The organism is Leptolyngbya sp. PL-A3 (assembly GCF_039962325.1).
Lineage (GTDB): Bacteria > Cyanobacteriota > Cyanobacteriia > Elainellales > Elainellaceae > Vacuolonema.
In genome coordinates this window covers 257,309-283,200 of record NZ_JAMPLB010000003.1, presented here as the reverse complement: position 1 = coordinate 283,200, position 25,892 = coordinate 257,309, and the positions used below count along the sequence as shown (strand labels likewise).

General features: G+C 51.4%; 22 protein-coding genes. 13 read left to right on the top strand and 9 right to left on the bottom strand.

The window, feature by feature from the left end; translation table 11 throughout:
- The first annotated feature begins 8 nt into the window (after positions 1–8).
- Both NDI52_RS04670 and trpA read left to right on the top strand, forming a co-directional pair.
- Positions 9–338: a DUF3007 family protein gene (locus NDI52_RS04670; RefSeq protein ID WP_190770161.1), complete on the top strand. Its 330-nt coding sequence runs from the start codon at positions 9–11 to the stop codon at positions 336–338.
- 2 nt (positions 339–340) lie between these two features.
- Positions 341–1,138 carry a tryptophan synthase subunit alpha gene (trpA, locus tag NDI52_RS04665; protein ID WP_190770160.1) on the top strand — a complete coding sequence of 266 codons (798 nt, stop codon included), beginning with the start codon at positions 341–343 and terminating at the stop codon, positions 1,136–1,138.
- A 137-nt stretch (positions 1,139–1,275) separates the two neighbouring features.
- Here the strand turns inward: trpA and mraY are convergent, their stop codons facing one another.
- Positions 1,276–2,370, bottom strand: coding sequence for a phospho-N-acetylmuramoyl-pentapeptide-transferase (gene mraY / locus NDI52_RS04660; RefSeq protein ID WP_190770159.1), 1,095 nt, complete (start codon positions 2,368–2,370; stop codon positions 1,276–1,278).
- 266 nt (positions 2,371–2,636) lie between these two features.
- Positions 2,637–2,867, bottom strand: a complete 231-nt coding sequence (locus tag NDI52_RS04655) for a DUF3134 domain-containing protein (protein ID WP_190770158.1) — start codon at positions 2,865–2,867, stop codon at positions 2,637–2,639.
- Between the two features lie 356 nt (positions 2,868–3,223).
- Between NDI52_RS04655 and NDI52_RS04650 the strand changes: the two genes are divergently transcribed.
- The gene (locus NDI52_RS04650; RefSeq protein WP_190770157.1) at positions 3,224–3,820 is read left to right on the top strand and encodes a PAP/fibrillin family protein; all 597 of its coding nucleotides are present in this window, start codon (positions 3,224–3,226) and stop codon (positions 3,818–3,820) included.
- Positions 3,821–3,903: 83 nt separating this feature from the next.
- Here NDI52_RS04650 and NDI52_RS04645 read toward each other — a convergent pair whose 3' ends face one another.
- The 4 genes from NDI52_RS04645 to NDI52_RS04630 all read right to left on the bottom strand — a co-directional run bounded on the left by NDI52_RS04645 (position 3,904) and on the right by NDI52_RS04630 (position 12,090).
- Complete coding sequence (locus NDI52_RS04645; RefSeq protein WP_190770156.1) at positions 3,904–7,554, bottom strand: PAS domain S-box protein; 3,651 nt, start codon at positions 7,552–7,554, stop codon at positions 3,904–3,906.
- A 937-nt stretch (positions 7,555–8,491) separates the two neighbouring features.
- Positions 8,492–9,184, bottom strand: coding sequence for a PHP domain-containing protein (locus tag NDI52_RS04640; RefSeq protein WP_190770155.1), 693 nt, complete (start codon positions 9,182–9,184; stop codon positions 8,492–8,494).
- 161 nt (positions 9,185–9,345) lie between these two features.
- On the bottom strand, positions 9,346–10,563 hold the full coding sequence (locus tag NDI52_RS04635; protein ID WP_190770154.1) for an acetate kinase: 1,218 nt from the start codon (positions 10,561–10,563) through the stop codon (positions 9,346–9,348).
- A gap of 126 nt (positions 10,564–10,689) precedes the next feature.
- Positions 10,690–12,090: a cytochrome c biogenesis protein gene (locus NDI52_RS04630; RefSeq protein WP_190770153.1), complete on the bottom strand. Its 1,401-nt coding sequence runs from the start codon at positions 12,088–12,090 to the stop codon at positions 10,690–10,692.
- Between the two features lie 783 nt (positions 12,091–12,873).
- Between NDI52_RS04630 and NDI52_RS04625 the strand changes: the two genes are divergently transcribed.
- From NDI52_RS04625 to NDI52_RS04600, 6 genes are all read left to right on the top strand, one after another.
- The gene (locus tag NDI52_RS04625) at positions 12,874–13,431 is read left to right on the top strand and encodes a peptidase C15 (protein WP_190770152.1); all 558 of its coding nucleotides are present in this window, start codon (positions 12,874–12,876) and stop codon (positions 13,429–13,431) included.
- 4 nt (positions 13,432–13,435) lie between these two features.
- The gene (locus NDI52_RS04620) at positions 13,436–14,803 is read left to right on the top strand and encodes a DUF3370 domain-containing protein (protein WP_190770151.1); all 1,368 of its coding nucleotides are present in this window, start codon (positions 13,436–13,438) and stop codon (positions 14,801–14,803) included.
- Positions 14,804–15,216: 413 nt separating this feature from the next.
- Complete coding sequence (locus NDI52_RS04615) at positions 15,217–16,272, top strand: potassium channel family protein (RefSeq protein WP_190770150.1); 1,056 nt, start codon at positions 15,217–15,219, stop codon at positions 16,270–16,272.
- 99 nt (positions 16,273–16,371) lie between these two features.
- Positions 16,372–16,956, top strand: coding sequence for a hypothetical protein (locus NDI52_RS04610; RefSeq protein WP_190770149.1), 585 nt, complete (start codon positions 16,372–16,374; stop codon positions 16,954–16,956).
- An 11-nt stretch (positions 16,957–16,967) separates the two neighbouring features.
- Positions 16,968–17,381, top strand: coding sequence for a hypothetical protein (locus tag NDI52_RS04605; RefSeq protein ID WP_190770148.1), 414 nt, complete (start codon positions 16,968–16,970; stop codon positions 17,379–17,381).
- A gap of 32 nt (positions 17,382–17,413) precedes the next feature.
- Positions 17,414–17,866 (top strand): HNH endonuclease, encoded by a 453-nt coding sequence (locus NDI52_RS04600; protein WP_190770147.1) that lies wholly within the window; start codon positions 17,414–17,416, stop codon positions 17,864–17,866.
- Positions 17,867–17,897: 31 nt separating this feature from the next.
- Here NDI52_RS04600 and pgmB read toward each other — a convergent pair whose 3' ends face one another.
- Both pgmB and NDI52_RS04590 read right to left on the bottom strand, forming a co-directional pair.
- The gene (gene pgmB / locus NDI52_RS04595) at positions 17,898–18,590 is read right to left on the bottom strand and encodes a beta-phosphoglucomutase (RefSeq protein ID WP_190770146.1); all 693 of its coding nucleotides are present in this window, start codon (positions 18,588–18,590) and stop codon (positions 17,898–17,900) included.
- Positions 18,591–19,169: 579 nt separating this feature from the next.
- Entirely contained in the window at positions 19,170–19,649 is a 480-nt protein-coding gene (locus tag NDI52_RS04590) for a rhodanese-like domain-containing protein (protein ID WP_190770145.1), read from the bottom strand.
- Positions 19,650–19,684: 35 nt separating this feature from the next.
- On the opposite strand from NDI52_RS04590, the gene NDI52_RS04585 reads away from it, so the two are divergent.
- Positions 19,685–20,383 carry a DUF547 domain-containing protein gene (locus tag NDI52_RS04585; protein ID WP_190770144.1) on the top strand — a complete coding sequence of 233 codons (699 nt, stop codon included), beginning with the start codon at positions 19,685–19,687 and terminating at the stop codon, positions 20,381–20,383.
- Here the strand turns inward: NDI52_RS04585 and NDI52_RS04580 are convergent.
- Complete coding sequence (locus NDI52_RS04580; protein ID WP_190770143.1) at positions 20,365–21,096, bottom strand: TIGR04283 family arsenosugar biosynthesis glycosyltransferase; 732 nt, start codon at positions 21,094–21,096, stop codon at positions 20,365–20,367. The two genes, NDI52_RS04585 and NDI52_RS04580, sit on opposite strands and share 19 nt — an antisense overlap.
- Positions 21,097–21,119: 23 nt before the next feature.
- Here NDI52_RS04580 and ubiG point away from each other — a divergent pair, with 23 nt between their 5' ends.
- The 3 genes from ubiG (at position 21,120) to NDI52_RS04565 (ending at position 25,447) form a co-directional block, all read left to right on the top strand.
- Positions 21,120–21,866, top strand: a complete 747-nt coding sequence (gene ubiG / locus NDI52_RS04575; RefSeq protein ID WP_199308019.1) for a bifunctional 2-polyprenyl-6-hydroxyphenol methylase/3-demethylubiquinol 3-O-methyltransferase UbiG — start codon at positions 21,120–21,122, stop codon at positions 21,864–21,866.
- 380 nt (positions 21,867–22,246) lie between these two features.
- Entirely contained in the window at positions 22,247–23,080 is an 834-nt protein-coding gene (locus NDI52_RS04570; RefSeq protein ID WP_190770142.1) for an aldo/keto reductase, read from the top strand.
- 471 nt (positions 23,081–23,551) lie between these two features.
- A complete protein-coding gene (locus NDI52_RS04565; protein ID WP_190770166.1) occupies positions 23,552–25,447 on the top strand; it encodes a chloride channel protein in 1,896 nt (631 codons plus the stop codon).
- Positions 25,448–25,892: the final 445 nt, after the last annotated feature.

The following is a 25,892-nucleotide window of genomic DNA, read 5'->3' as shown; positions in this document are numbered from 1 at the left end:
ATTACAACATGCGACGGATTGATGTCATTGGCATCGGCTTTGGAATTTTTGTAGCAGGGGGTGTGTTGTACCTCCTGCTACAAGCTGTTGGGCTCGATAGCCTGAATGCCGGAATTTGGAGCCAGGTTTTACTGGTGATGGGGCTCGTGGGTTGGACGGCCACCTATTTATTTCGCGTGGTGACCCACAAGATGACCTATCATCAACAACTGAAGGATTACGAAGACGCGGTTCTGCAAAAGCGGCTGGATGAAATGACGCCCGAACAGTGGGCGCAGCTTCAGGCCGAGCTAGAGCAGGAAAAATTAGCCGCTGGGGATGGGAACGATAAGGATTAAACATGGTTGCGGTATCTGAACAAATGGCTGCCCTGCGGGATCGCGGGCAATGTGCGCTGATTCCCTTTATTACAGCGGGGGACCCGGATTTAGAAACGACTGCAAAGGCTCTGGAACTCCTCGATCGCAACGGAGCCGACATTATCGAGCTAGGAGTTCCTTATTCCGACCCTCTGGCAGATGGCCCTGTGATTCAGGCTGCAGCCACTCGCGCCCTCCAGAAGGGCACCCGGCTAGATGATGTACTGGCAATGGTAAAGACCGTCAGCCCAAATCTAAAAGCCCCAATTGTGCTGTTCATTTACTACAACCCCATTCTTAACCGTGGTATTGAGACCTTTTTGAAGGATGTAGTTGATGCTGGGGTGCGGGGTTTAGTGGTGCCCGACCTGCCCCTCGAAGAAATGGACGCCCTGCTGGTGCCGGCTTCAAAGATGGGCGTTGAGGTGGTTCTGCTGGTAGCACCGACGACACCTAAGGAGCGGTTAGAAGCGATCGCCCAGCGTTCCCAGGGCTTCATCTACCTGGTTAGCGTCACGGGCGTCACGGGCATTCGTACCAAGATCGAGTCTCGTGTTCAGGATTTGCTGCTAGATCTTCAAAAAGTTACGGATAAACCCATTGGTATTGGCTTTGGCATCTCTGAAGCTAGCCAGGCTCGACAAGTCGCTGATTGGGGAGCTGATGCAGTAATCGTCGGTAGTGCCTTCGTCAAGCGTTTAGCGGAAGGAGAACCTCATCAGGGCTTAGAAGCACTGGAAGGGTTTTGTCGGAGCTTGAAGGCGGCGATCGTAGACTAATTCTTTTGGGTTAAGGGCGTTTTCGAGTGCTGCGTTGCGTAACTCGAAAACGCCCTTAATTGTAGGCGCTTTACAGATACCCTAAAAAGCTGTGCCGCCCGCGTCGCGGACGGCACAGCTTTTGTTTATGGGAAAGCTTAGAAGCTTACCAGGCAAAGTAGAGCAAGAATCAAGCCAATACTGTAGAACCAGCCAACAACATTGATTTCAGACCAACCGCTGAGCTCAAGGTGGTGGTGTAGAGGGGCCATCTTGAAGAGACGCTTGCCGATCCCATTCTCATCCTTAGTGGCCTTGTAGTAACCAACCTGAAGGATAACCGAGAGGGTTTCTGCCAGGAAAATGGCACTCAGAATCAGCAGGACAAACAGGGATTGGGTCAGGATTGCAACTCCGGCTAAAGCACCGCCAAGGGCAAGGGAACCCAGATTTCCCATGAAAACTCGGGCGGGGTTGCGATTATGGGACACAAAGCCCAGATAAGCTCCGCCTAACCCAGCACAAAACACCATCAGGTCAGGATGATTAGGAGCAACGAGGGCCCCTAGGGCAAGGAGGGCGATCGCCCCCGTTCCACCCGCTAGACCATCCAGGCCATCGGTCAGGTTAGCAGCATTGCTCTCGGCTACCAGCGCAAACCAGGCAACTGGCCAGAACAAGAAACCCAGGGGCAGGATAAAGCCGAAAGGAAGCAGCACGTGGGTGACGTTGATGGGTTGCTGCCAGAACACCCAGAGGCAGAACAGCGCTCCAAACCCGATCTGGAGAAGCAGCTTTTGGCGAGGGGTAATACCCTTGTTAGAGCGACGGTTGAGAATCTGCCAGTCATCGATCCAGCCAATGAAGGCGTAGGCCAGGGTAACGAGGGATACGGCCAGAACATTTGTGTTGAAACCGGACAGGAGAAGGGCGATCGCCACGCCAACCGGAACAACGAAGACACCGCCCATGGTCGGAGTTCCCGCCTTTTGGAGGTGAGCTTGTGGCCCATCTTCTCGAATGATCTGCCCAGCTTTGAGAGCCCGAAGCACAGGAACAGCCCAACAGCCGGCTAACCAGGTTCCAACAGCCGCTAATAGAAACGGCAACGTTAAACTCTGGGGCTGCCAGGACACTCGACCCGCAAACCAGTCCAGACTGGACGCAAGGAGCGTCAGAATACCTGCAAGGCTCCAGAACAGGAACTTACCACTGATTAAGGTTAAACTTCGTGAGGAAAATTTTGCATCCACAACCGCTTACCACACTCCACACCACAATTTGAAACGGTCAAATCTCGTCAGCCACACCACAGTCGTAACCGGGGTTATACCCTTTTACTTCAAGCCAGCCTCACGTCTTCCCAAACATTACGACGAAATTGTTAATTTCGGGCAACATTTCCACACATTCTTTGGCAGAAATACCTATTTGGCAAGAGGGAGTTTCAGAAAAATGAGCATTCGACAATAAAAGATAAGGATGGACAATCTAAGAACTGCCCATCCTTACCCTCTACTTAATCATCGAGATCGAGCATATCGTCGTCGTCATCATCGAAATCACCGTCGTCTGCTCCCATCAAATCAGTAATTTCTTCTTCGTTGTCCATAATCAAGTTGTCGTTGGTGTCACGGGCCAACAATCGACCTGTACCTTCCAGCCAATCCAAGATAGAGGCGTCGTGCTGAAGCGGAATGGGTGAAGCGGCGTCTTTGCGAGACTGACCGCGCAGAGCAGGATTATGCATAGAATTGCTCGTCTGAAAAAGAACGTGAGTTAGGGTGAATTACCCGTGGGCGAGGAGTGAGTCTGAAACCAACTAAGCTTGAGATAGAAGCCGAAGGAATCAGAACGAAACCGTGAGACGAAACTGAGCGCTAAGGGTAGCGTAAATATTTCCAGTCTGTCAATAACTAGTCCCTACATATAGGGTTAGCCCGGTAGACTGTTAGAGCGATGCCCTCATACTTTACAGGTACCCAAGCAAAGGTTAACGTAAAACGTCGTTTTTGCTCACTTCCCATTGAATCAATCCTGACTTGAATCATTAGATTGAATCAACTTTATCTATCCTATAACGAGAGCATCGGGGGGATAATCCGGATGATTGGTAAAACAAGGTTGCTAGAGGCGATCGCCGGGAAAAATCGTGGCATCCTGGCCTCCAAACCAGATCAGCAGGCCATATTGGCGGCGGTCGCTCAATTAGAAGACCACAACCCTACCCCCCGGCCTCTGGAAGCTCCAGAAAAATTGGATGGGAACTGGCAATTACTCTATACCACTAGCCAAGAGTTGTTGGGGATCGATCGCTTTGCTTTGCTCAAGCTGGGGCAGATTTATCAAGTTGTTCGAACGCAGACCCAGGAAATCTTTAACATTGCTGAAGTTTATGGTTTGCCGTACTTAGAGGGGCTCGTCAGTGTGTCAGCAACCTTTGAACCCGTATCGGAGAAGCGAGTCGACGTGAAGTTTCGCCGGGGAATTTTGGGGTTGCAACGGCTGATGGGTTACCACTCTCCTGAGGCGTTAATTGAAAAGATTGATGCGGGCGATCGCTTCCTCCCGCTGGACTTTCCGATCAATAGCGACAACCAGCAGGGATGGCTGGAGGTAACCTACCTGGATGACGACCTGCGCGTCGGGCGTGGCAACGAGGGAAATGTTTTCGTGCTGCGTAAAGCGCCACGTTTGCAGTAACCCCAAGTCATCAGATTGCTGCATGAATTATTGCGCGGCGGAGCTGCGCAATAATTCACACCCTCAAAAAAGGATTCATGCTGTTAGTCGAGCCGCCCATCGACAGGTAAATCGACCCGAAAGCATGTTCTGCCATTGCCACTTGCTAAGCGAATGGTACCGCCCAGGCATTCAGTGAACTTTTTCACCAGAGTGAGACCCAGTCCTGTACCGCGCTTACTCCAGCGATCGCCCTGAATACCTCGGTAAAACGCCTGAAAAATCGTGTCATACTCCTCCGGTGGAATCTCCACGCCGGTATTGCAAATCATAAATCGAACCCAGGTTTCACCGTTCGACATGTCCAGAGAATTGACCTGAAGTGAAATAGTCTCATGAGGAGGCGTGTACTTACAGGCGTTGGTCAACAGTTCCCCCAAAATGCGATGCAGCACTTCAACATCGGTCATGAGGGGGGGAAGCGCTGGCGGCACAACCAACCGAAACTGTTGTGCTTGGGCCTCCATACGTTTTTCTAGAGACTCTAGCAAGGGAGTCAGGGCCGCCGGAAGCGAGATTTCGCTGCGTTCCAGAGAGTAAGCACCAGCATTTAACTGCTGAAGATCCAACAGATCTTTAATGAGATCGCCTTCCTGCTGGCATTGCTCCTCCAGAATGGAGAGATAGCGGAAGATGCGCTCGGTATTGGCTTCGGAGGAAAGGGTGCCGGGTTGCTCTAAAGCAATCCGTACCATACGGCTAGCCATATCAATGCTGGTGAGGGGCGTGCGTAGCTCGTGGGAGATGGTGCTGAGAAAGTCATCTTTAATCTGGTTGAGCCGTTGCAACTCTTTCATGTTGCTGAGCATATCGAGTTCAACCTGTTTGCGATCGCTGATATCCCGAATTTGAACCAGTTGCATCGTGCGATCGGCCACCTGGATCATCTTGATAGAAATTTGGCCCCAGAAGACACGCCCCCCGCAGGTCACATACTCAAACTCACCGCTCCAAAATCGTTTTTCTCGAATTTCCCGCATGAGTACAGCGACCTCTTCCAGCGAGACAGGATATTTGCAGAACCCAATCCCAGGCCGATGCAGGAGTTCGGCTTTCGAGGTCGCTTCGAACAGTTCGACAGCCCGCTGGTTGCAATCAAAAATGTCTGTGGTGTAAGAGTCAGCCAAAAATATGGCATCAGTAGATTCTTCAAAAAAGGCTTCTTTCAGGTCACGGTTACGGCTCAGCTCCAGGTTGACCTGCTCTCGCCAGTTAGTGATGTCCTCCACAGTAGAGACGAAAAACTGAATTTGCCCCTGCTCATCCCGAATGAGGGACGTATTCACGGCCACCCAAATCAAACGTCCATCTTTACGGATGTAGCGTTTTTCCATTTGGTAACCGTCACGAATTCCAGCAAAACACTCATCCAATAAAGGTTGCTGCTGTAGCAGATCCTCGGCAACGGTAATGTCTCGATAACTTAATTGATTCAGTTCGGCGGCAGAATAGCCCAGGATGTGCTGAAATGCCGGGTTTGTCATACCCAGGGTGTAATCTGGCGGAAACTCGATCGCCACCCCAACCAGCACCTTGGCGAAGATGGCACGAAAACGTTTCTCTTCGAGCTGAAGGGCCATTTCAGCGGCCTTGCGATCGCTCACGTCCAACAGCACCCCATCCCAAAACACATCTCCATTGGCTTCTCGTGTCGGTTGAGCTGTGCTTTGCAGCCACCGTTGCTGACCCGAGGGAGTTGTAATGGGCCACTCCCAGCACCAGGGTTGTAAGGTTTGAGCGGAGTCTGCGAGCGATCGCCGGAGAGCCTGCTGGTGCTTCGGCTCAACCATCTGCCATAACACATTCATGTCAGCTAACACCGTGTCCGCGTCCCATTCCCACAGGTTGCGGCAACCAGGGCTGACATAGAGCATGGCATCTGAGCTATCCGACCGTAGCAAGTAACGGAAAACCGCCCCTGGAACGTTATCTGTTAGCGTTTTCAGCCGTTCTTCAGCCTGTTTCAGCGCTGTGATGTTCGTCGTGGTGCCCACTAATCGATAAATGCGCCCAGTTTCATCCCATAGGGGTGCCAGGCTGGTTAGCCACCAAAAATCTCGATCCTGAAACGGCAAAAATTCTTCGTAGGTAATAGGGGTTGCAGCATCAATGCAGCGCTGGTAGTTCGCGCAAACAGCGGCAGCAATGTCTGGAGGAAGCAACTCCTGTGGAGCTTTTCCCCACATATCGGTATCCTTTAGCCCTGTTGTGCGTTCGTGAACTGGATTTAGGCCCAGGGAACGGAATTGGCCATCCGGCAGGATATCCACTACAAAAATGCCAAAACAGGCGTTTTCGTAGATGCTCCGCAAAAATTCCTCTCGTTCGTGGAGGGCAATTTCAACCTGTTTGCGATCGGTAATATCCAGGCTAATGCCGAAAATGCGGTGAGGTCGCCCCAGCCGGTCGGTGAGCATACGCCCCCGAGCGAGCATCCATTGCACGGATTGATCCGGCAACTGCACCCGATACTCTACTTCCAGGTCACTGCGACGATTGATGGCTGTGGCGATCGCCTGTTCAAATTGCGGCTGATCCTCCGGATGAATAGCTTGCGTGTACGTTGCCCACGACTGGCTCATCCAAAGGCCCTGATGGTGGGGTGTAAACAGGCAAACTTCATCGGTTTCCAGGTTGCGTTCCCAACAGGTCAGCTCGGCTGCTTCTACAATCATGCGAAAGCTAGTTTCGCTGCGCTGGAGAGCTTCAGTACGCTCAGCCACTTGCGCTTCTAAGCGGCGATTGTAATGGGCTAACAGTTCCTCGGCCCGACGCATCTCCGTCACATCGACAATGGTGACCCCAACCATCCGTTGCCCATCCGGTCGCTCAATGGGATAGTAGCTGGCCAGTAAAATCGTTTCCAGATGAGGCGTTTCAGGCCGAACCATGCGAACCTCGACGTTCAGCAATGGCTCACCTGTTTCGAGCACCTGATTGTAATAGGGCAACACCTGCTCCGCCAGGTAGGGAATTTGCCCGGCAACGGTTTTATCAACGTAATCGGCGGCAGACGCAAATCCTTGCAGATGGGCGAGAAAATCGTTGACTCGCACGTAACACAGGTGTTGATCCACCAAAGCCAATCCGACTGGTACCGTCTTGTAAAGGTATTCCAGTTCGTCGGCTTGCTGTCGCAGATCAGCCTGAACTTCAGGTCTCGGACTCCAGACTGCACATTGCATAAGAGTAGCGAGCGTTCGGGCCAAGTCCTCAGCAGAGACAGCGGCCGATTCAGACACTTCTTGTGCGGGATTAAGCGCAATCCCTCCCGCCTGACGGATAGCCTGTAAACCTGCCAGCCCATCACTCGTTGGGGAACCGAGTAGGAGCCCAAAGGTGCGATCGCCCCTCCATTGGGCTAGGGCGCTCAACCCAGCATTCAGGGGTTGGGCTTCTGGTTCCTCCAGAGCAATAACCCGTAGCTGTGAACCTTCTGCCTGGATGCGATGGTGTATGGGCACCACATACACCGTATGGGGCAACAAGGATGATTGATTGGTCAGGGGCATAACGCTCCAAGGCACCTGACCTTGCAACGTAGGTGTCAGGTCATCAGGTTGTGATGCCACTACCACCACCGTTGCAGATACTGTTGTGAAATGATTGAGAAAATCAACAAGCGCTGGCAAGCCATCTGAAGAGATACCAATCCCCACCAGTGACAACGGCTCTACGCTCAACGCAAGTGACATAGCTTTAGCAATTAGCAGTAGATAGCGGTGCAGAAGGAACGATCCACTACCAAACGAGAGCTTTCTATCCTAAACACAGCCAATAGTGTGCCCGCATTATATAGCGGTCAACAGCACTTCTCGCACGTGGTCATTGCTGAACTTCTCGTTGATAAAGATAACTATGGCAACAGCAATTATTTACGTAACCTGAGTTCGGGTTAAGTGTGTTTTCGAGTGCCGCGCGTTGCGCGGCACTCGAAAACACTCATTTTGGCGTGCGCTTTGCGCACGCCAAAATGAGCACTTCAGCTTATCCCGAACTGAGGTTACGTAATAGAAGTTGAGCTTTGAGAACCTGTTCGAAAATCATCCCCTTCCATAACTTTTCAAACAGTTTCATAACGAGCTGAAGTTATTGAGTGTTCCTATACAGCGCTTTTTAAGCGCTTAAAATCTAGTTGTTTTTGCGAAAGCCTTGCTCCGCAAGGCTTTCGCAAAAACAACCGTGGCTGATTCAAGCACAAAACGCTGTAGTTGAAACGGCTGTGGGTTATAGATAACGTCAGTTCGGGATAAGCCGAACCGCCCATTATTGCGTGCGCGACGCGCACGCAATAATGGGCTTTTTCGAGTGCCGCGCTTCGCGCGGCACTCGAAAAAGCCCTTAACTCGAACTAAGGTTAGATAGGACAACAGTTCCACAAGGGACTTTGAAGGTGCTGTTTTTAGCGGATAAATTGTGGCAAGAGGAACGCGCAACACTTATCTCACCACAACTAACCACACATTTAAACCAATACCTTCGCTATTTTTCTCAAGCCCTTGATTCTGGTATGCGACGTGTACACAAAGGACTTGAGAAAAATGGCGAACATGTGGTTAAACCACGACCAGAGCTGGGCCTGATTGGGAGAGTTAAACGTCTATCAGATAGGCTGATTAGCCCTAGAATTTCTTACAGACGCTGTAGCAAATTTAACCCGTGGGTATCAGTACCACAGCTATGCAGCAGCCCATAGCACTCAGCCAGGGTAAAGACTTCGCGAGTTTGCCGGGGGCTAGGGCACCAGGGGTTGGGATTGTTGTAGGCGTAATAGGTTTCAACCCCATCAATACCCAACTCTGTTGCAGCGGCGATGAGTTCAGCAGGGGAGTGGCGATAGCGAGCGGGATGGGCCAGGACAGCAAGGCCCCCAGCCGCATGGATGGCGTCGATAACATGACGGGCATCACCGCGATCGCCCCTCAACCCATACCCCTGAAGATAGGGAGCGATTTCCCCATGGTCGGGATCAATGGCATAACCTAAAACGTGGACCTCATCATGTAATAGCTGAGCATTAATCTCAACCCCACTCCACAAATGGGGAGCATTGGGAAGTTGTTGGCCCGACAGCCATGCCTGGGCGCGGCGAAACCCATCAACGGAGTGGTGATCAGTGATAGCCAGCCCTTGCAAACCGATGGACACAGCCTGTTGGATGAGCAGCTCAGGAGTGAGCCTACCATCAGAACAAACCGTGTGCATGTGAAAGTTGTAGACGCGGGGGCAACGTTCTGGGGTCATCGCTTCGAAGACCCGCCTGAGTGCCGCCGTGTCCTGAGACGCGGGAACCGGACTAATTTCTTGAGCGAGAGGAGAACCCATACGGTAGCTCAGTGTTCATTTATATTCCTGCATTCTAGCGAGCCAATTCAGCATTGCCGACTGGCAAATGTACCTGCCGCCTATACCCCTTCCTGAGCTAATGAGGCACCAGAGGGTGCATAGGTGCTTCACAACTACACCCCTCCTCAATGAAGCAAGCTCTAGGATGCGCGGGCTATTGTCCAGGCATCAGAAACAATCATCCAATCTTCCTGGGTATGGATGGCGAGCGCGCGAACCGTGGAGTCATGGGTGGCGATGTCGATGTCCTGAGGCGATCGCACATTTTTCTCCGGATCGATCTTCAAACCCAAGAACTCAAATCCCTGGCAGGCCCCCGCTCGAATGTCAGGCGCATTTTCTCCAATCCCGGCGGTAAATACGATGGCATCCAAACCTCCCAATCCCGGCAATAGGGAACCAATGCTCTGACGCAAGCGATGCAAATAGACGTCCAGGGCGAGTTGAGCCTGGGCGTTTCCCTGGGCGATCGCCTCCGTTACCTGCCGCATGTCGTTGGACACTCCTGACACTCCCAGCACTCCCGATTCTTTATTCAGCAGGCGATCCAACTTGTCAGCGTCGAATCCCTCCTCCCGGAGCAGGTGAATCAAAATGCCGGGATCAATGGAACCAGAGCGGCTCCCCATCATCAACCCTTCCAACGGAGTAAACCCCATAGTGGTGTCAATACACTCACCATCTCGCACGGCTGATAGCGATGCCCCATTACCCAGGTGACAAATGATGAGCCGTAGCGGCATTGGATGCCCCAGCAACTCGGCAGCCCGTGCAGCACAGTACCGATGACTGGTGCCATGAAAGCCATAGCGGCGAATTCCCGCCTCGTACCAGTGATAGGGAATCGGATAGACCGTTGCGAATTGGGGCAATGTGGCATGAAAAGCGGTGTCAAATACAGCGACCTGAGGAATGTTTCCCAGAATTTTTTCGGTGAATTCAATCCCTTCCAAATTGGCCGGATTATGCACTGGGGCGTAATGGGAAAAGCGGGCGATCGCCTCCTTCACCTCGGGCGTAATCCGCACACTGGCCTGATACTCGGCCCCACCGTGAACTACTCGGTGCCCCACTATATCAATATCGTAGGGTTTTTCAATAACCTGGGTTTCACCTGACCATAGGGTTTCCAGGAAGCGAGCCATAACCGCTTCCCGAGGCTGATTCGGCATCGTTTCCTGAACCTGAGTACCTTGATGATTGTCGACCTTGATTTCGGCCTGACCAGCCTGATGCGTCCAATCGATGCTGGCAACCCACAACGGGACGGGGGGAGAACTGGGGAGGCGATCGCCCAGAAGTTCATACAGCGTACTTTTCTGGCTGCTCGATCCAGCATTCATCACCAAAATTTTCATAGCATCTCCGCGAAGGGGCAATAGACACGGAATTGCTTTCAGTGTGACGAAAAGACTGGGAAGAGGCAAAGGGGCGTTACTCACAGCTTTCCACCGAACGCTTCGCGCCACCCAGACGTTCGCCGTCTAATCGACCTTCACCAAAGCAGCAGGTTCAGATACCGAATTAACAGGCGGTTGCAGAGTATCCAGAATTTCCAGGATCTCCCGTTCAAAGGTGACCTGGGCGCGGTTGGTTTTGCCGCCCAGGTAGAGGCGATCGCCCTCCTGCAAAGCCCATACCTGACTATGGGACACATAACTCATGACCACGCTGAGCATCAGCAGACCAAAGCCCAGATATACAACCGGAATACCTGGATCTGCCTTAATCTGTAAGCCCGTGCTGCCAATAACTTCATCAATTCCCAGCTGCACTCCATTAATCTCAGCGGATTGGCCTTCGCGAATCGTAGCCGCCAGGTTGCCTTCCTGGTCGTACACCAACACTGTTCCTTTCAAATCCCGCGCCAGTATGGATACGCCCTGGCTCATATCAGGCTTCGTCGGGATCCAGGCACCCCAGAGGCGACCCTGATTGCCGGAGAGGAGTTGCGCCATGGGCAAGTCGAATACAGGGCTGTTATTGAAGTGAAAGCGAATACCAGCAACACCCCAATCAGCCTGGTACAGGGTAACGCCCTTATGCCGTAGGGGCTCGTTCACGTGAATCGTTTTGCGATCGATTTCGTTGCCGTCGTTATCCAATACAGACAAATCGGAGTAGAACTGGTCGATCGCCCCCTCAGGGGAGTAATCAATCCAAAAGCGGTTCACATGTACAGACCAATCTTTCGGGATTTGACCCGCGGCCCATGGTCCCGCATCGTAAATGTTTTGAATCCGAAAGGTTTGACCGCTGGGCACAATTTCTTGGGCAAAAAATCCGGTCATGGAACCCAGAATCGAGCCTGCCAGCACAATGAGCATACTGGCGTGGACGATGATCGGACCGATGCGCCCGGCAATACCACGACGCGCGTACAGGCTCTGTCCTTCCTGAAACACCTTATAGCGTCGCTTTTGCAGCAATCGTGTCAGGTGGTCCATATCATTAGTGTCAACGTCTGCACTCAAGGCCAGCTTTTCAAACTGCCGGGGCTGTGTGTAGTAGCTCCACTTCCGGGCTGCCTTGAGAGTGGGAATCTGCCGCGAGAAGGTACAGGCGGTAAGGCTGGAGCCAAACAGAATCAGCAAGGCCAGGAACCACCAGGTGCGGTAGACGTGATCTAAGCCCAGGGTGAGCAATACTTTCCAACTGAGAAAACCAAACAGTGCCGGGTCTTCAGGATAGTTGGCCTGGTAGAACTCCAGGGTTTCGCCCTGCTCGATGATGGTGCCGCTGATGCTAAAGATCGCGATCGCCAACAGGAGCGCGATCGCCAACCGAAGATCCGCCAGCAAGGGCAGCAACTCCTGCCGAAAATACCGACGAAGGGTTGCAACAAACCCCAGATCCTGAGACGACACTGTTTCTTTTGCAGACATAAAATTTAGGACCAAGCCATGGGAGAGGACGAAATACCCCTTATCTACTCTACTACCAGGGCATTGCTCCCAACAACGCGTTGTCTCCGTTCATTTTGAGCCAAGAATATTATGGGCATCAGCATACTTTTCCAAAATCAACTATGTATTGATAAGCAGGCAGGCATAGTTGAATATAAAGCCCAAAACGTTGTGCGACTCACTTCGTGAATGGAATAATATTTTGAATTTTATATTGAATTGAGTTGAGCTGCTTTTCTTGCTTTTCTGATACGACAGACCCATTCAATTTCTATTTCACAAAATCATAGAAATCGCCCTGGACGCATCGCTCATCAGCGATCGCCAAGTTGGAAATTGCATTCAGGTTGAAGAAACACGATGCAATTGGAAGTTGGGCAGTGATCGCCGTAACAGAAATGGTATGCAATTATTACCCAATTACACCTTGATTCATCTTGCTAGTACGCTGCGGCGGAAATCCATCACCTATGTTTTTGTGTAGGGTGCTTCGCACCCTACACAAAAACATAGGTTGCGAACTTAGGCTGCAGCCTACTAGCTCCACATACAGCGCTTTTTAAGCACTTAAAATCTGGTTGTTTTTGTGAGAGCCACGCTCCACACGGCTCTCACAAAAACAACCGTGGCTAATTCAAGTACAAAGTGCTGTCAGTCTTGGCCTGAGTTTAGCCAGTTCTTTGAATAAATTAACTCCTTCAAATAGTTTCTGAGGAAAGCCATAATGGATTGCGTGAGCAAATGTATAGGATGCATTCATTTATGGCTAAACGGTTAATGATGACCTCGTTTACAACATGGAAACCGGAACAAACATCTAACTCTTCTGATGATTTGATGTTGGCAATGTTGGACAAGGGGATGGTATCACCAACCCAAGTGGTGCGGTTGTTACCTGTACATTTCGAGGAGGCTCCTCGACGGGCGATCGACTACTTCAATACCTTTCAACCGGATGGTGTGGTGTGCTTTGGGATGGCAGAAAAGCGCGATCGCCTCAATTTAGAGCGGCAGGCCGTTCGAGAAGACCATACCCGGCAAACTCGCTTGCCTCTGGAATCATGGTTGGAGGAACTCAGTTTTACCGATATTAGCGACGATGCTGGGAAGTTTGTCTGCAACCACCTTTATTACGAACTTTTGGATTATGTACAGCAGCACCATCCTGAGAAGTTCGTTTTGTTTATCCATGTGCCCGTGCTAACGGCAGAAAACAAGGCTGCAATTTTGCAAGACATTCAGGTGATAATGGGCCGATTACACGCAATTCCCGCTGGATCACCCCAGCCAATTGCGCCTGTTACTCCCCTTCTCCGATAAGCTCATGCTCTCTCTCCTTGCTGCCTTTATGGTCGCTCAGGCTGCTCCCTCGCCCCCTGAAATTGTGCAACCTCAAGATGTACGTCCCCTACCAGGGGCTCTGGACACAGTCCCTGTGTTCAATAGCAACAGCCCCGAGAAAATTGGTGGCGAAGGCATTTTGCTTTCAACCTTTCCACCCGAAGGTAAAGCCAATCCAGCGGCCCATCTCAATGTACCGTTCACAGGACGATTCGATGTGTTCGCCCATCACGTCTATGGAGCGTCGACACCTGAGGATTTGAGGAGCATGTACCTGGGCATCCTGGTCCACAATCCTGGGACGCAATCTGTACGGCTGAGTGTGTTGGAGGGGGCGAGTTATCTAAGCCAGCCTGATGCCCCGTTTATCACAACATTGCCTCCCCTTGTGGAAGACCCAACCGGGGATGTCTATGCTGGGCCAGGTAGCCGGGTGATGAGCGATATTCTCCGAGGGCGGCAACGGCTCGGCCTGCCTCCCGTGGTCGAAATTCCCCCAGGCGGTTACACACTGTTATTAAATGCCCCCATTCCCGTAGCAGGGTTAGAACCGCCACTGAATGGCCGTTCGACCTATATGCGATTACGGAACCCGGGAGAACCCGTTTATGTGGCAAGTCTAGCCATGTTTGCCCAACGCAACGCCGATGGTAGCGAACGAGCCCCAACCCTGGATGAGTGGCGATCGCTCCTCCAATCTGGCAATTTATCAGAACCGCGCGATCTCCCCCCTTCAGCCCTCGATGCTACCAGCAACTTCCGCTATGGTCGGGTGGCCGGAGTTTCCGTTGGTTCTCGCTGGCAGACAACCGTAACCGATACTTCAAACCAACAGTCCCTGACCATTCCAGCACGAGGTACAGTCTATTCCTATGGCCTCAGCACATTAGTTCGGGGCCGCCAGGGAACAGGACAGGTGCAAACCGCAGCCATGCGGGTGCGTTATCCTGACACGGCATATCAGGCTCACGGAAATTATGGCGTGGAGTATGATCTGACTCTGCCATTGCAGAACTCCACAAATGCAACCCAACGCGTTGCCGTCAGCTTGCAAACTCCCATTAAGGAGGATGTCTTGAGTCAGAATGGGCTGCGTTTTTTTGAAACGTTGCCGACCCAAACCTTCTTCCGGGGCAGTGTGCAAGTTAATTACCGAGATGAGCAGGGAGCCTTTCAGGAGCGCTACTTCCATTTAGTGCAGCGGCGAGGCGATCGCAGTGAACCGTTGGCTGTGCTGACGATTCCTCCCAACAACCGCCGTCCATTTCGCATCCGCTTCCTCTATCCACCGGATGCAACTCCCCCCCAAGTTCTAACGATCCAAACTTTAGAGGGAACGACTGCAGAATAGCCACTTGCAGCACTTTGAGGGATTGATGCGGTACGCTGCATGCTGCATCTGCATGAATTGTGGCGCGACTTCGCCCCACCACAATTCATGCAAGAAGTCTTTTACATGCACGACTACAGCAGCGTACAACCGCGTTCAGTAGGTAGTGTAGGGCGCGAAGTGTCCTACACTACCTACCGAATCAATGAGCAAAGTTCTATAGATTTAACCTCAGTTCGGGTTATGGGCTTTTTCGAGTGCCGCGCTTCGCGCGGCACTCGAAAAAGCCCATTATTGCGTGCGTGTCGAGCACGCAATAATGGGCGGTTCGGCTTATCCCGAACTGACGTTAGATTTAGATTAACCCTGGGATACAGGTTCCCTTTAGGGGCTTTGTCCTATGGTGATTCGGGAACCTTGCTTAATATTTATTCATGCTGCTGTTCCTGGGCGCTCTGATTCTGCTAATTGTTTTCGTTGATGTTCTGGTCACCACGTTAATTCTGGGGGGCGGTGGTCCTTTGACCAATCGCATTTTGGGTAAAATCTGGAGGTTTGTGCTCCGGATCCATCACTGGCATCCGAATCATCATCTGCTTTTTCTGATTAGTTGGCTGTTGCTCATTTTCACAGCCTGGCTCTGGTTTTCCCTGGCATTTCTGGGATGGTGCCTCATTTTTAGCTCCTCCGATCAGGCACTGGTGAAAGCCTCTACGGGGGAATATGCCAACCTCTGGGAACGCATCTATTTCGTCCTCTACACCCTTTCAACCCTGGGCCTGGGGGACTTTGAGCCGAGCAATACCTTCTGGCAATTTGCAACAGCGATCGCCTCCATCAGTGGTTTCGCCTTACTCTCGCTGATCATCACCTACCTGTTGCCGGTTGTTTCTGCTGCAACCAATAAGCGGCAACTGGCCCTCTACATTTCATCTCTGGGCGGCACTCCCGAAGAAATTCTCACTCGTGCCTGGAATGGGAAAGATTTTGGACAGCTCAACCAGCACTTCATTAGTCTTACGTCACAAATTACCTTGCTGGGTGAGCAGCATGTGACCTACCCCATTCTGTATTACTTCCATAGTGCGGAGCGATCGCGCTCCTTCGCTCTCAGTCTGGTAGCTCTAGATGAGGCCCTGACACTGCTGAGCTATGGGGTTAGCACCAGCGTTCGCCCTGACCCTGCCAGCATTGGCCCCCTCCGCCGTGCCAATGCCTCCTTCCTTAAAACTCTCACCTCTGCTTATCTCAAGCCATCCAGGCATTGCCTTCCACCTCCTTCCCTGGAGGAGTTGCGGGCCTACGGCATCCCAACCGTCAGCCACCATAAATTTGAAGAAGCCCTCGAAATGCTAGAGCTACGGCGACGAGCCCTTCTCACACTGATCTGGGAGGACGGCTGGCCCTCGAATGCGGCGAAGCCTTTACACACCCTTAGCCGAGCCAACGATTTAGATGACGACTTCTCTATTAAAGAGGTGTTGCCGTAGAAACCTTCACGCTTAAAGCTGTGCTAGCTCAATCTTTATTTGCCTTCCCAATATTCTCTGGGTTAGGCTGAGACGAGAGACAGCTGAAGGGTATGGTCAATGCCATCAAAGAGTGAACTCCAGGATCTGCTCAAAGAAAAATACGGCATCAATAAGAATATTAGCCAGTCTCTAACAATAGAAGACTGTGAGCAAATTTTAGGCATTCTACAAAACCAGCCTAGCGCCACAAGACTGGTCGAATCGTTTATCTCTAAAAACTCAGATTTGAGCCAAAAGAATCGGAACTTTGGCGCATTACGAAGCCAAGCCGAGAAAAAGCTGGAAAAGCTTCAATTAGAGTATCAGGAACTAGAGAAGAATATTGCAGACTTAGAGCTAGCGAAGGAATCTTTAGGCGATCGCCGACAGCAACTTTTGCAAGACCATCAGTCTCTCGAATCTGAAATTAATGGCCTGATGGCCCAGAATCAGGAGCTTTCCTCAAAAGTCACATTTTTAAGCACTCAAAATAATGAGCTGGTAGAGGCAAATCTACAGCTCAAAAAAGATAATAAAGACTTGAAAAATGTAGTTGACCAAATTCGTCTGAAACTCGCCCAGGATATTAATCTGCTATTGCAATATGAGGACAGCGAGATTCGTAAGGCGATGATTCGGCTGTTCCGATGGACTTTGGGTTAGAAGCTGGCCCTATGAAACCTAAGCAAAGCAAAAAACGATCGTTTAGCGGCATGAGTTATCGCGATGTACAGCGATCTAACTCGAATCGCAAGAGTAAGCTGCCTAAACAACAGCAAAAATGGTTAAAGGAAAGTGGTTATCGAAATGTAGGCTGGGACAACATCATTCAGCTTTACCAGAAGATTAATGAGCTACTAGCAGAACCCGACTCTGATGAGCCGACCCTGGAGGAGCTGTTCCTAAAAGCTGATCAGATTGGCAATAAATATCAGACTCCTGAGGAAATTGAAGCATTTCAACAGCAGCTGTCTACAGAGGTTGAAGCGATCGCTGACACTATCGATCGCCAATTTCCTGACACCGAAATTGAGTCCATCGATTACGGCAAACAGGCCAAGCCCACTACAAGGCGAAAGCGTTCTTAATTGTCTTCCAATTACAGCCTCTCAGCAAAGCTATGGATTTGAACGACAAAAAGCTGGAAGATCTATTCAAGATAGCTGACAAAGTTGGCAAGCGACGCTATCACAAATTGACCCAACAAGACTTTGAGGATTATCGCCAATTTGACCGTTGGCGTTATGTAAATGGCGATAGCGAATGCGGCACAACACCTGAAAGCAAGCAATGGGTTAAGGACAACTCTGAGCGGCTGTGCCCCATCTGTGGTTATCGTTTTAGCGATCGCGATGGCCGCACCATTGACCACAAGTTGCCCCGTGCCCAATACCCCTGGCTCTCCCTAGAATTCAAAAACTTCTGGGTCATTTGCCGCATTTGCAACCAGGAAAAAGGCGAGATGCACTGGTACGAATATGAGCACTATATTTTTGTTCATCATCGCGATCGCTACGATGAAGTGCGATTTGCTCGTCCAACACAGTTGTTGCGATCGCTGAAGCAGGGCTGAGTTTGCCATCGAGCATGGAAGTAACCGTGGGTTACGTAGCGGCGATCGCTCTCCGCTGGTAGGTCAGCTTATGAACCACATCTACCCAATGCACCCCCTCCAGGTTAGGAAACACTAGATGGGCTGCTCCAACCCGTTCTTCAGGGCCAAGACCAACCACCCACATACCTGCTCGTAGAGCTGCTTCGACACCTGAGGCAGCATCTTCTACCACCAAGCAGTTAGCCGGATCAAGGCCAAGCTGAGTGGCTGCATACAGGAAAATATCGGGAGTGGGTTTAGACTGGGTAACGCAGGAACCATCGCCGATTACATCTAGAAATTCAGCAATGCCCAGTCGTTGGACCACGGCCCGCGCATTCCGACTAGCTGACCCAAGTGCCATCCGAACCCCTGCTGCTCGTAGTTCTGTTAGCAAGGGCAGTACCCCCGGCAACACATGATCCAGCGTCATGTTCTGGCTTAACTCCAGGTAATAGCGATTCTTTCGCTCCATCATGGATTGGAAGGTTTCGTCCCCCACCTCTCGACCCTGTAGCACCAGGCGCAATGACTCGCCCCGCGTCAGCCCTCGCAGGGCTTCGTTGGCTTCCCGATCGAAGGGGATGCCCTCTTCGTCGGCTAGTTGCTTCCATGACAGGTAGTGAAATTCCAACGTATCCGTCAACACACCGTCGAGGTCAAAAATAACCGCCTGGATAGGGAAAGAAGGGGACTTAGTCATAGGGTTCGAGGTTTCCTTGAAGTGTCCCTAGTGTATATATCGAACTCGAGGATTTGCCCACGCCAATGGAGTCTGAAGAAGGTGCAACCCATGATTAGGTCACATGGGGCGGACGATAGGCTTTGCTCCAAGCGAATGCCCGCCAGCCTCCCAGATCTACCAGGGTCGTATACATGAAATGTTCGTAGGCTTGATCAATCTTATTCACGGTACAGATCAGAATAGCGCTAACGGATGAACTGAAAGATGATCCGTAAGGATGATCCGTGCGTGATTCATAGTCGTTCTAGTTAGTTTTCAGGATTTGCGAGCCGTATCCTTTAGTTTGATCAATAAAGGTGGCTTGATGTAATAGATACATTCACAATACTCTGGACAGTTTTTCTAAAGCCTTTGATTTTGCGTACGCTAAGGATACGCAAAATCAAAGGCTTTAGAAAAACTGTATCGGTCTGTTCCAAAACCTGATACCAAGCAAATATAAAGCGGCACAGGATGGGAGGTGTGGGACGCCGCACCATACTTCTCATTCTGTACCGCTTCATATAAAAACGGGATGACGTCGATTGCCAAGAGCGGTTAACTCGAACGCCCTCTGATATCTCCGTTCAGTAGCAATCCCCAAAGCCAGTTGTAAGGATGGACGAATTTTGCGGGTTGACCTGCCTGGACGATCGCCCGCCCTTCATTGGCCCACTGAAATATCGATCCCTCCAAGTTCACAGCTTGAGTAAATCCCGCCGCCCGCAACTGTTCCACCAGGCGGGCTGAGCGGTAACCGACAGAGCAGTAGACGACCAGAGGTGTATCCAGGGATAAATCCATAGCACGCACCGAATCCAGATTGGGTGTGTAATAGGCATGGGGCAGATGGCTGACGGCAAACTCCTCAGGACGACGAACATCCAGCAGAATAGGAGCAGGTTGTGTACCCGACTGGAGCCACGCTGCCAGGGATGTTGTCGAAATGGCAGGGGCGTTAGGAAATTTATTGTGGATCATCCGTTTCACGGATTTCCAGGCCTGGTGTCGGAGGAAGTGGAGGGGCGATCGCACCATACACGGTTTAATGCAGGTAGATTAGAACACTCATCATGGTTAATTTTGCCCTCCTGGATGCATTACTCAAAGCCTACGTAGACGGAGAAGGCCGCGTCAATTATGGCCGCTGGCAGCGAGAAGCTCAGACCGATTTACGGCAATGGTTAGCGTCAGTACAGCCCATTTCCCTATCTGACCTTTCTGCCGATACCCAACTGGCTTTGCTGATCAACCTTTACAACGCGCTGGTGATTGAACAAGTGTTGATGCGCTATCCAACTAATTCAATCCTGCCCAAGTTCCTGGGAGTACCGAATTGGTTAGCATTTTTGCGATTTTTTGAGCGATCGCGCTTCTCCCTCAACAACCAATCGTTGAGCCTCAACAAGATTGAACATGGCATTCTGCGGCAACACTTTACCGAACCGCGCATCCACTTTGCCCTGGTATGCGCGGCGGTCGGCTGCCCGCTCTTGCGTAGCGGCGCATACTGGGCTGACCGGGTGCAAGAGCAACTGGAGGAGGATGCTCAGCGGTTCATCCACAATCCTGCCAAAGTGCGCTACGATGCCGATTCTCGAACGCTCTATTGCAGCAAAATTCTCAAGTGGTATGGCAAGGATTTCCTGAAGGTGGCTCCGTCTATCCCGGCTTATATTCAGCGCTATCTTTCGGGTGTAGAGATTCCTGAAACGGCGACAGTGCGCTATTTGCCGTACGATTGGAGCCTGAATCAGCGAACCTCATCGTAGAATCGCTTCAAGGTTTTAGCCGGCACTCCAAATCCCCACAAGAAGCCAATCATGGCATAGATGAAATTCGCCTTAAGTGGCCCCCAATAGGCAACCCGGCGATCGCTCGACTGCACCACTCGATTCAACTGCTGTATGGGTCCCAGACGGCACAATTTGAGGCATAAATCGGCCTCTTCCAGAATGGGCATTTCTGTATCAAACCCACCACAGGCCAGAAAATCCTCTCGCCGACAAAACATTACCTGATCGCCAAATAAAAGCCGCAGACCGTTGCGAAAGAACAGATGGGGACGAAATAACAGAGGAGCGTAGTAGGTTTTTAAGCTGTTATGCAGCGTGATACCCCAACGCGTGACATGGGTACCCGCCATGATGGAGATGAAACCTCCGCAGGCGATCGCCCCCTCCGCCAGAGCCTTATCCACCAGCACCACCAAATCATCTGGCACCAGGGTATCGGCATGGACAAAGCAGAGAAAATCTCCGGTGGCGTGGGTTGCCCCCAAGTTCATCTGAGTGGAGCGTTGGGCTCGATTCGAGTGCAGAACTGTAGCGGAGAATTGGGCGGCGATCGCTACGGTTTCATCATCACTCCCCCCATCCACTACCAGGATTTCCTGCGGCGGTGGTTGCAGAATGCTCAAGCACCGCAGCGTCCGTTCCAGGCAGCGCGCCTCATTCAATGTGGGGATAATGATTGAAACACCCATCGTTTCTCCTCGTCCCATTTACAATGCCGCGAACTCAAATTACCCGTAACGATCTAAGCTTCTACGATACGCAGGCTGCCCATTGGTGGGATGAAACCGCCAAAATTTACCCTCTCCGTCGTCTCAACCCCCTGAGATTCCAATATTTTGATCGCTTCGTCCCCAACTGGAATGGCTTGCACGTGCTGGACGTAGGCTGCGGAGGCGGTTATACCTGCGAGTTTTTAGCTCATCGGGGCGCTAAGGTTTGGGGCATTGATCAATCCGCCGCATGTATTCAGGCAGCCCAGGCCCACGCAGATCAGGAGCGTTTGCCGATTGCCTATCAGCATGGTGTTGGGGAACAACTGCCGTGGGGCGATCGCACCTTCGACATCGTCACCTGTGTCGATGTGCTGGAACATGTAGACAGCCCCACCAGCACACTGGCAGAGATCCGTCGTGTCCTTAAACCGGGCGGACTGTTCTGTTTTGACACCCTCAATCGTACCTGGCAGTCTCGCCTGGTGATGATCTGGCTTTTGGAGGATTTATTGAAAGAAATTCCTCAAGGAATTCATGATTGGAAGAAGTTCATCACCCCAGAAGAACTGACCCAGTTGTTGCAACAACAAGCTTTTTCAAGCATCTCTTTCAACGGTTTTAACCTGTTTGGCAGTAATCCCCTGGAATACTTCACCACCCTCCGTCACTACTGGAAAACTGGCAATTTTCGCATTCGCTTTGATGACGATACGTCAGTTATGTATATCGGCACCGCAAAGGTTTAACCCCTTAGGGGTTTCTGCATAAGAATTTACCCAGGATGTTGTGCGTTGCCCGCTAAGCGGGCAACGCACAACATCCTGGGAGGTAATTTCATTGCTGGAAATCTCCTAAAGTTTGCTCACGTTTGAAGGCGGGGGATGCTTCACACCCTACCTTCAATACAGGTGAAGTGCTGCCGTGCAGCACTAGAGATATGAAGTCAGCACTAATCCTCCAACCACACACCATCCTCAATCCAAATATTTGCTATGCCTTCAGCCTAAAGAGGCACTTCACCCCTCTTAGAAAAGCCAAGATAATCAACAGTAAGAGGATTGCAGAAATCATAAATCCGATGGAATTTAGATGGCATCCTCCGCTATCTAACCTGGGTTAAACTGCTATGAAAACACTGCGCCTATCATCTGGACAAGACATCCCCGTGCTAGGCATGGGAACCTGGCGCATGGGTGAAAACCAGAAACAGCGATCATCCGAAGCCGATGCCCTTCGCTATGGCCTAGATCACGGCCTTACCCTGATCGACACCGCAGAAATGTATGGGGAAGGGGGAGCCGAAGAAGTGATCGCAGAGGCGATCGCCCATCGCCGCTCCGAGGTCTTCCTGGTGAGCAAGGTTTATCCCCATAATGCTTCGCGCAAGGGAGCGATCGCCGCCTGCGAGCGTAGTCTCAAACGCCTCAAAACTGACTATCTAGATCTCTACCTTCTCCACTGGCGTGGCTCCGTACCCCTGATCGAGACCCTCGCGGCCTTTCAAGAACTTCAGCAAGCTGGCAAAATTCGCAGCTACGGGGTGAGTAACTTTGACACCGAGGATATGCAGGAAGCCTGGCGGTTATCAGGAGGGCAGGCGATCGCCACCAACCAGGTTCTCTATAATCTGATGCGCCGGGGCGGAGAATGGGATTTACTGCCCTGGTGTCGGCAGCACGGGGTTCCTATCATGGCCTACTCGCCCATTGAACAGGGGCGATTGCTACAGAAGCCCGCGTTGAAGGTGATCGCCGAGCAACGAGGAGTGAGTACGGCACAGGTAGCGATCGCCTGGCTCCTCCATCAACCTGATGTTATTGTCATTCCCAAAGCCAGCCGCATCAACCACATTGACGAGAACCTCGCCGCCCTTAACCTGACCCTCACCTCCGCAGAGCTAGAGTCATTGGAGGCAGCCTTTCCATCTCCAAAAGGCCCCACCCCCCTGGCTATGCTTTAAGCCTGGTGATGTGAGAGCAAAATACCGCACATCATCTCGCTATAGCCATTGAGGCTCTCATCACAGGATTTTCTTCCACCCTGAAAGCACAGGGAGAAAATTCCACTAGACGTGTTCTAAAACTAGTACGCTGAGGCGTAAATATATAGCCTATTTTTCTGTGGGGGTGCTTCGCACCCCCACAGAAAAATAGGTTACGGGCTTAGGCCGTAGCTTACTAGTTGAAAGGGTCATTTTTCGTGCGCTTCACACACAAAAATGGCCCATTTAACAGGCCCTAGGAAAGCAGATAGGTATGGGGGCAGTTCTTGCGAGACAAGGTTAACGTTGTGTACCCAAGAACATGCAAAATCAACCTTCTATGCAAGCTCTAAGGCGAGGAGAGAATTTCCCTAAAATCATTCCCCTTCAGACGTTTCATCCAGCACAATGGTGAGTGAGACAACCACTGCTGCCCTGCAACCCACCCCAATGAGCCTGACCCCCGAATCTGAGGGAACATCCGAAACAATTCATACGGCCGGCACTAGTCACACATCAACGATTACCCATCTATTTAACCGCCTGCAACCCGCCCCAGAGACGGTCGTGTTGCTGCTGGCTATTTTGATTGGCTCAGGGGCAGGAGCTGGGGTGGTATTGTTTCGTTTCCTCACCCAGGTTCTCCACTTTGTGATGTTGGGGGATATTTACGGCTACCTGTCGGCGTGGGGACACTGGACATTAGCCCTGATTCCCCTGTTGGGCGGCCTGATTGTAGGGCTGATGCGGTGGCGTTTACAGGATTTTGGCCCGGGCTTAACGGCCCTAATGGAAACCGTCAAAGAGGGACGGGAACTCGGCCCCCTTAAACCCATTAGCAAAATGTTGGCCGCTGCCATTTCTTTAGGAAGTGGCGCATCCCTTGGCCCAGAAGGCCCCAGCGTGGAAATTGGAGCGAATTTTAGCCTACTGATGGGCCAGGTTTTACAGGTATCCCGTGAACGTTTGCAGTTGCTTTTGGGGGCAGGAGCTGCCGCAGGCCTGGCTGCTGGCTTTAACGCCCCCATCGCTGGGGTGTTCTTTGCCCTGGAAGTCGTTTTAGGAACCACCTTCGCCACCTCAGCAGTGAGCGTTGTGTTACTGGCAGCCGTGGTGGCCGCGTGGATTGCGCAAATTGGTCTGGGATTTCAGCCAGCCTTTTCACTTCCGGCCTATGAAGTGCGGAGTTTGTTGGAACTTCCGCTATATCTGGGCCTGGGTCTTTCAGCCAGCCTTGTCTCCGTGATTTACAAGAAGTTGATGGGGTTCTCCCAACAATCCTTCCATGGACAAGTGGCGGGGCTGCAATGGTTGGCACGGATTCCTCAATCCTTACACCCAGTGATTGGAGGAATTGGGGTTGGGCTAGTTTCCCTGAATTTTCCTGAAATTCTAGGCCCGGGCTATGAAACGGTGGAGTCTATGTTGCAGGATGTGCAATTTTCCTTGCAACTGGTGCTGGCTTTGCTGGTAGTGAAGTTGTTCATGACAGCGCTTAGCTTTGGCAGTGGCTTTGTTGGTGGGGTATTTGCTCCAGCTCTGTTTCTGGGCGCATCCCTTGGTTCGGCCTACGCCAAGATGCTGGCGATCGCCTTCCCCGCGCTTCATCCCTATATGGCTTCCCCTCCTGCCTATGCCATGGTAGGCATGGCCGCTGTGCTGGCTGGCAGTGTCCGGGCACCGCTCACCTCCATCCTGCTCCTGTTTGAACTCACCCACGACTACCGTATTGTGTTGCCCTTAATGGCCGCGGTCGGCCTTAGCGTATGGCTGGTGGAACGGCTGCAACCCGCAGTCGTAATGGACTCGGACGGAGAACAACAGGGTACCTCATTGGACGTGCCCGCTGTCGATCATTCTCCCTCCCTGCGAGTTACCGAGGCCATGTACGAAATGCCTCTGATCTTGCCAGGGGATATATCTCTTCTAGAAGCCGGGCGATCGCTCCTCCATCACAGGAGCCGCTGTGCCCTGGTACTCGGCAACGAGCAACAACTGTCAGGCATCATTACCCTGCATGACATCAACCGTCTAGTTACTCGGCCAGCTGAAGAATTAGCAGAAACTGTTCTTCAGCAACCGCTTGAGCATCTCTGCACGACCGAGGTTGTTTACGCTTATAGTGATGAGTTATTGTCAGAGGCGATCGCCCGCATGGCGACCCGGGGTCTTCACCAACTCCCCGTTGTCAAACGAGAACACCCCGATGTGGTTGTGGGTCTACTGACTCAGGATGACATTAACCTGGCCCAAACCCTGGCTCGCACCCAGGAAGTTCTCCAACCCCACCTGAATTCACAACCTGAACTTGAAAAAGATTTGGCGCTGATCGCAGAATCCGATTAATTCTTTTTAGATTTGTGGCACAAGTTATAGCTATTTTCCCGGCAACGGTAGTGGCAGGACTTATGTATTTTTGCCAGGTGTGGGGCCTTTCACACATCCAACAAAAGTACATCAATCTTGAAAGGGTTGAAATGGCCATTTATTCGATTGACAACATTCTCTATCCATCTCTATGGAGATAGAGCATTACGCAGTGTAGTTAGGATAGTTTATTTTTGAAAAGCTTCGCGACTGAGGCTTCTCAAAAATAAACTTCCTGGTTGTGACTGCATAGTGCTATAAGAGAACATCGACATTGGATTAAATGGTTTATCGAGGATTACTTGGTATATATCAAACGAATGAATTACAACGATAAACCTCTGCCTTGAGACTGTTTTTCTATAGAGTTAGATGCAGTAGAAGCAAAATACTTAACAACAGGAAAAATACAACATAAAATCGA

What these genes read in the sequence shown, in the direction of transcription:
- NDI52_RS04670 (WP_190770161.1), top strand. Translation starts at nt 9, where the DNA reads ATGCGACGGATTGATGTCATTGGCATCGGCTTTGGAATTTTTGTAGCA.
- trpA (WP_190770160.1), top strand. Translation starts at nt 341, where the DNA reads ATGGTTGCGGTATCTGAACAAATGGCTGCCCTGCGGGATCGCGGGCAA.
- NDI52_RS04655 (WP_190770158.1), bottom strand. Translation starts at nt 2,867, where the DNA reads ATGCATAATCCTGCTCTGCGCGGTCAGTCTCGCAAAGACGCCGCTTCA.
- NDI52_RS04650 (WP_190770157.1), top strand. Translation starts at nt 3,224, where the DNA reads ATGATTGGTAAAACAAGGTTGCTAGAGGCGATCGCCGGGAAAAATCGT.
- NDI52_RS04645 (WP_190770156.1), bottom strand. Translation starts at nt 7,554, where the DNA reads ATGTCACTTGCGTTGAGCGTAGAGCCGTTGTCACTGGTGGGGATTGGT.
- NDI52_RS04640 (WP_190770155.1), bottom strand. Translation starts at nt 9,184, where the DNA reads ATGGGTTCTCCTCTCGCTCAAGAAATTAGTCCGGTTCCCGCGTCTCAG.
- NDI52_RS04635 (WP_190770154.1), bottom strand. Translation starts at nt 10,563, where the DNA reads ATGAAAATTTTGGTGATGAATGCTGGATCGAGCAGCCAGAAAAGTACG.
- NDI52_RS04630 (WP_190770153.1), bottom strand. Translation starts at nt 12,090, where the DNA reads ATGTCTGCAAAAGAAACAGTGTCGTCTCAGGATCTGGGGTTTGTTGCA.
- NDI52_RS04625 (WP_190770152.1), top strand. Translation starts at nt 12,874, where the DNA reads ATGGCTAAACGGTTAATGATGACCTCGTTTACAACATGGAAACCGGAA.
- NDI52_RS04620 (WP_190770151.1), top strand. Translation starts at nt 13,436, where the DNA reads ATGCTCTCTCTCCTTGCTGCCTTTATGGTCGCTCAGGCTGCTCCCTCG.
- NDI52_RS04615 (WP_190770150.1), top strand. Translation starts at nt 15,217, where the DNA reads ATGCTGCTGTTCCTGGGCGCTCTGATTCTGCTAATTGTTTTCGTTGAT.
- NDI52_RS04610 (WP_190770149.1), top strand. Translation starts at nt 16,372, where the DNA reads ATGCCATCAAAGAGTGAACTCCAGGATCTGCTCAAAGAAAAATACGGC.
- NDI52_RS04605 (WP_190770148.1), top strand. Translation starts at nt 16,968, where the DNA reads ATGAAACCTAAGCAAAGCAAAAAACGATCGTTTAGCGGCATGAGTTAT.
- NDI52_RS04600 (WP_190770147.1), top strand. Translation starts at nt 17,414, where the DNA reads ATGGATTTGAACGACAAAAAGCTGGAAGATCTATTCAAGATAGCTGAC.
- pgmB (WP_190770146.1), bottom strand. Translation starts at nt 18,590, where the DNA reads ATGACTAAGTCCCCTTCTTTCCCTATCCAGGCGGTTATTTTTGACCTC.
- NDI52_RS04590 (WP_190770145.1), bottom strand. Translation starts at nt 19,649, where the DNA reads ATGGTGCGATCGCCCCTCCACTTCCTCCGACACCAGGCCTGGAAATCC.
- NDI52_RS04585 (WP_190770144.1), top strand. Translation starts at nt 19,685, where the DNA reads ATGGTTAATTTTGCCCTCCTGGATGCATTACTCAAAGCCTACGTAGAC.
- NDI52_RS04580 (WP_190770143.1), bottom strand. Translation starts at nt 21,096, where the DNA reads ATGGGTGTTTCAATCATTATCCCCACATTGAATGAGGCGCGCTGCCTG.
- ubiG (WP_199308019.1), top strand. Translation starts at nt 21,120, where the DNA reads ATGCCGCGAACTCAAATTACCCGTAACGATCTAAGCTTCTACGATACG.
- NDI52_RS04570 (WP_190770142.1), top strand. Translation starts at nt 22,247, where the DNA reads ATGAAAACACTGCGCCTATCATCTGGACAAGACATCCCCGTGCTAGGC.
- NDI52_RS04565 (WP_190770166.1), top strand. Translation starts at nt 23,552, where the DNA reads ATGAGCCTGACCCCCGAATCTGAGGGAACATCCGAAACAATTCATACG.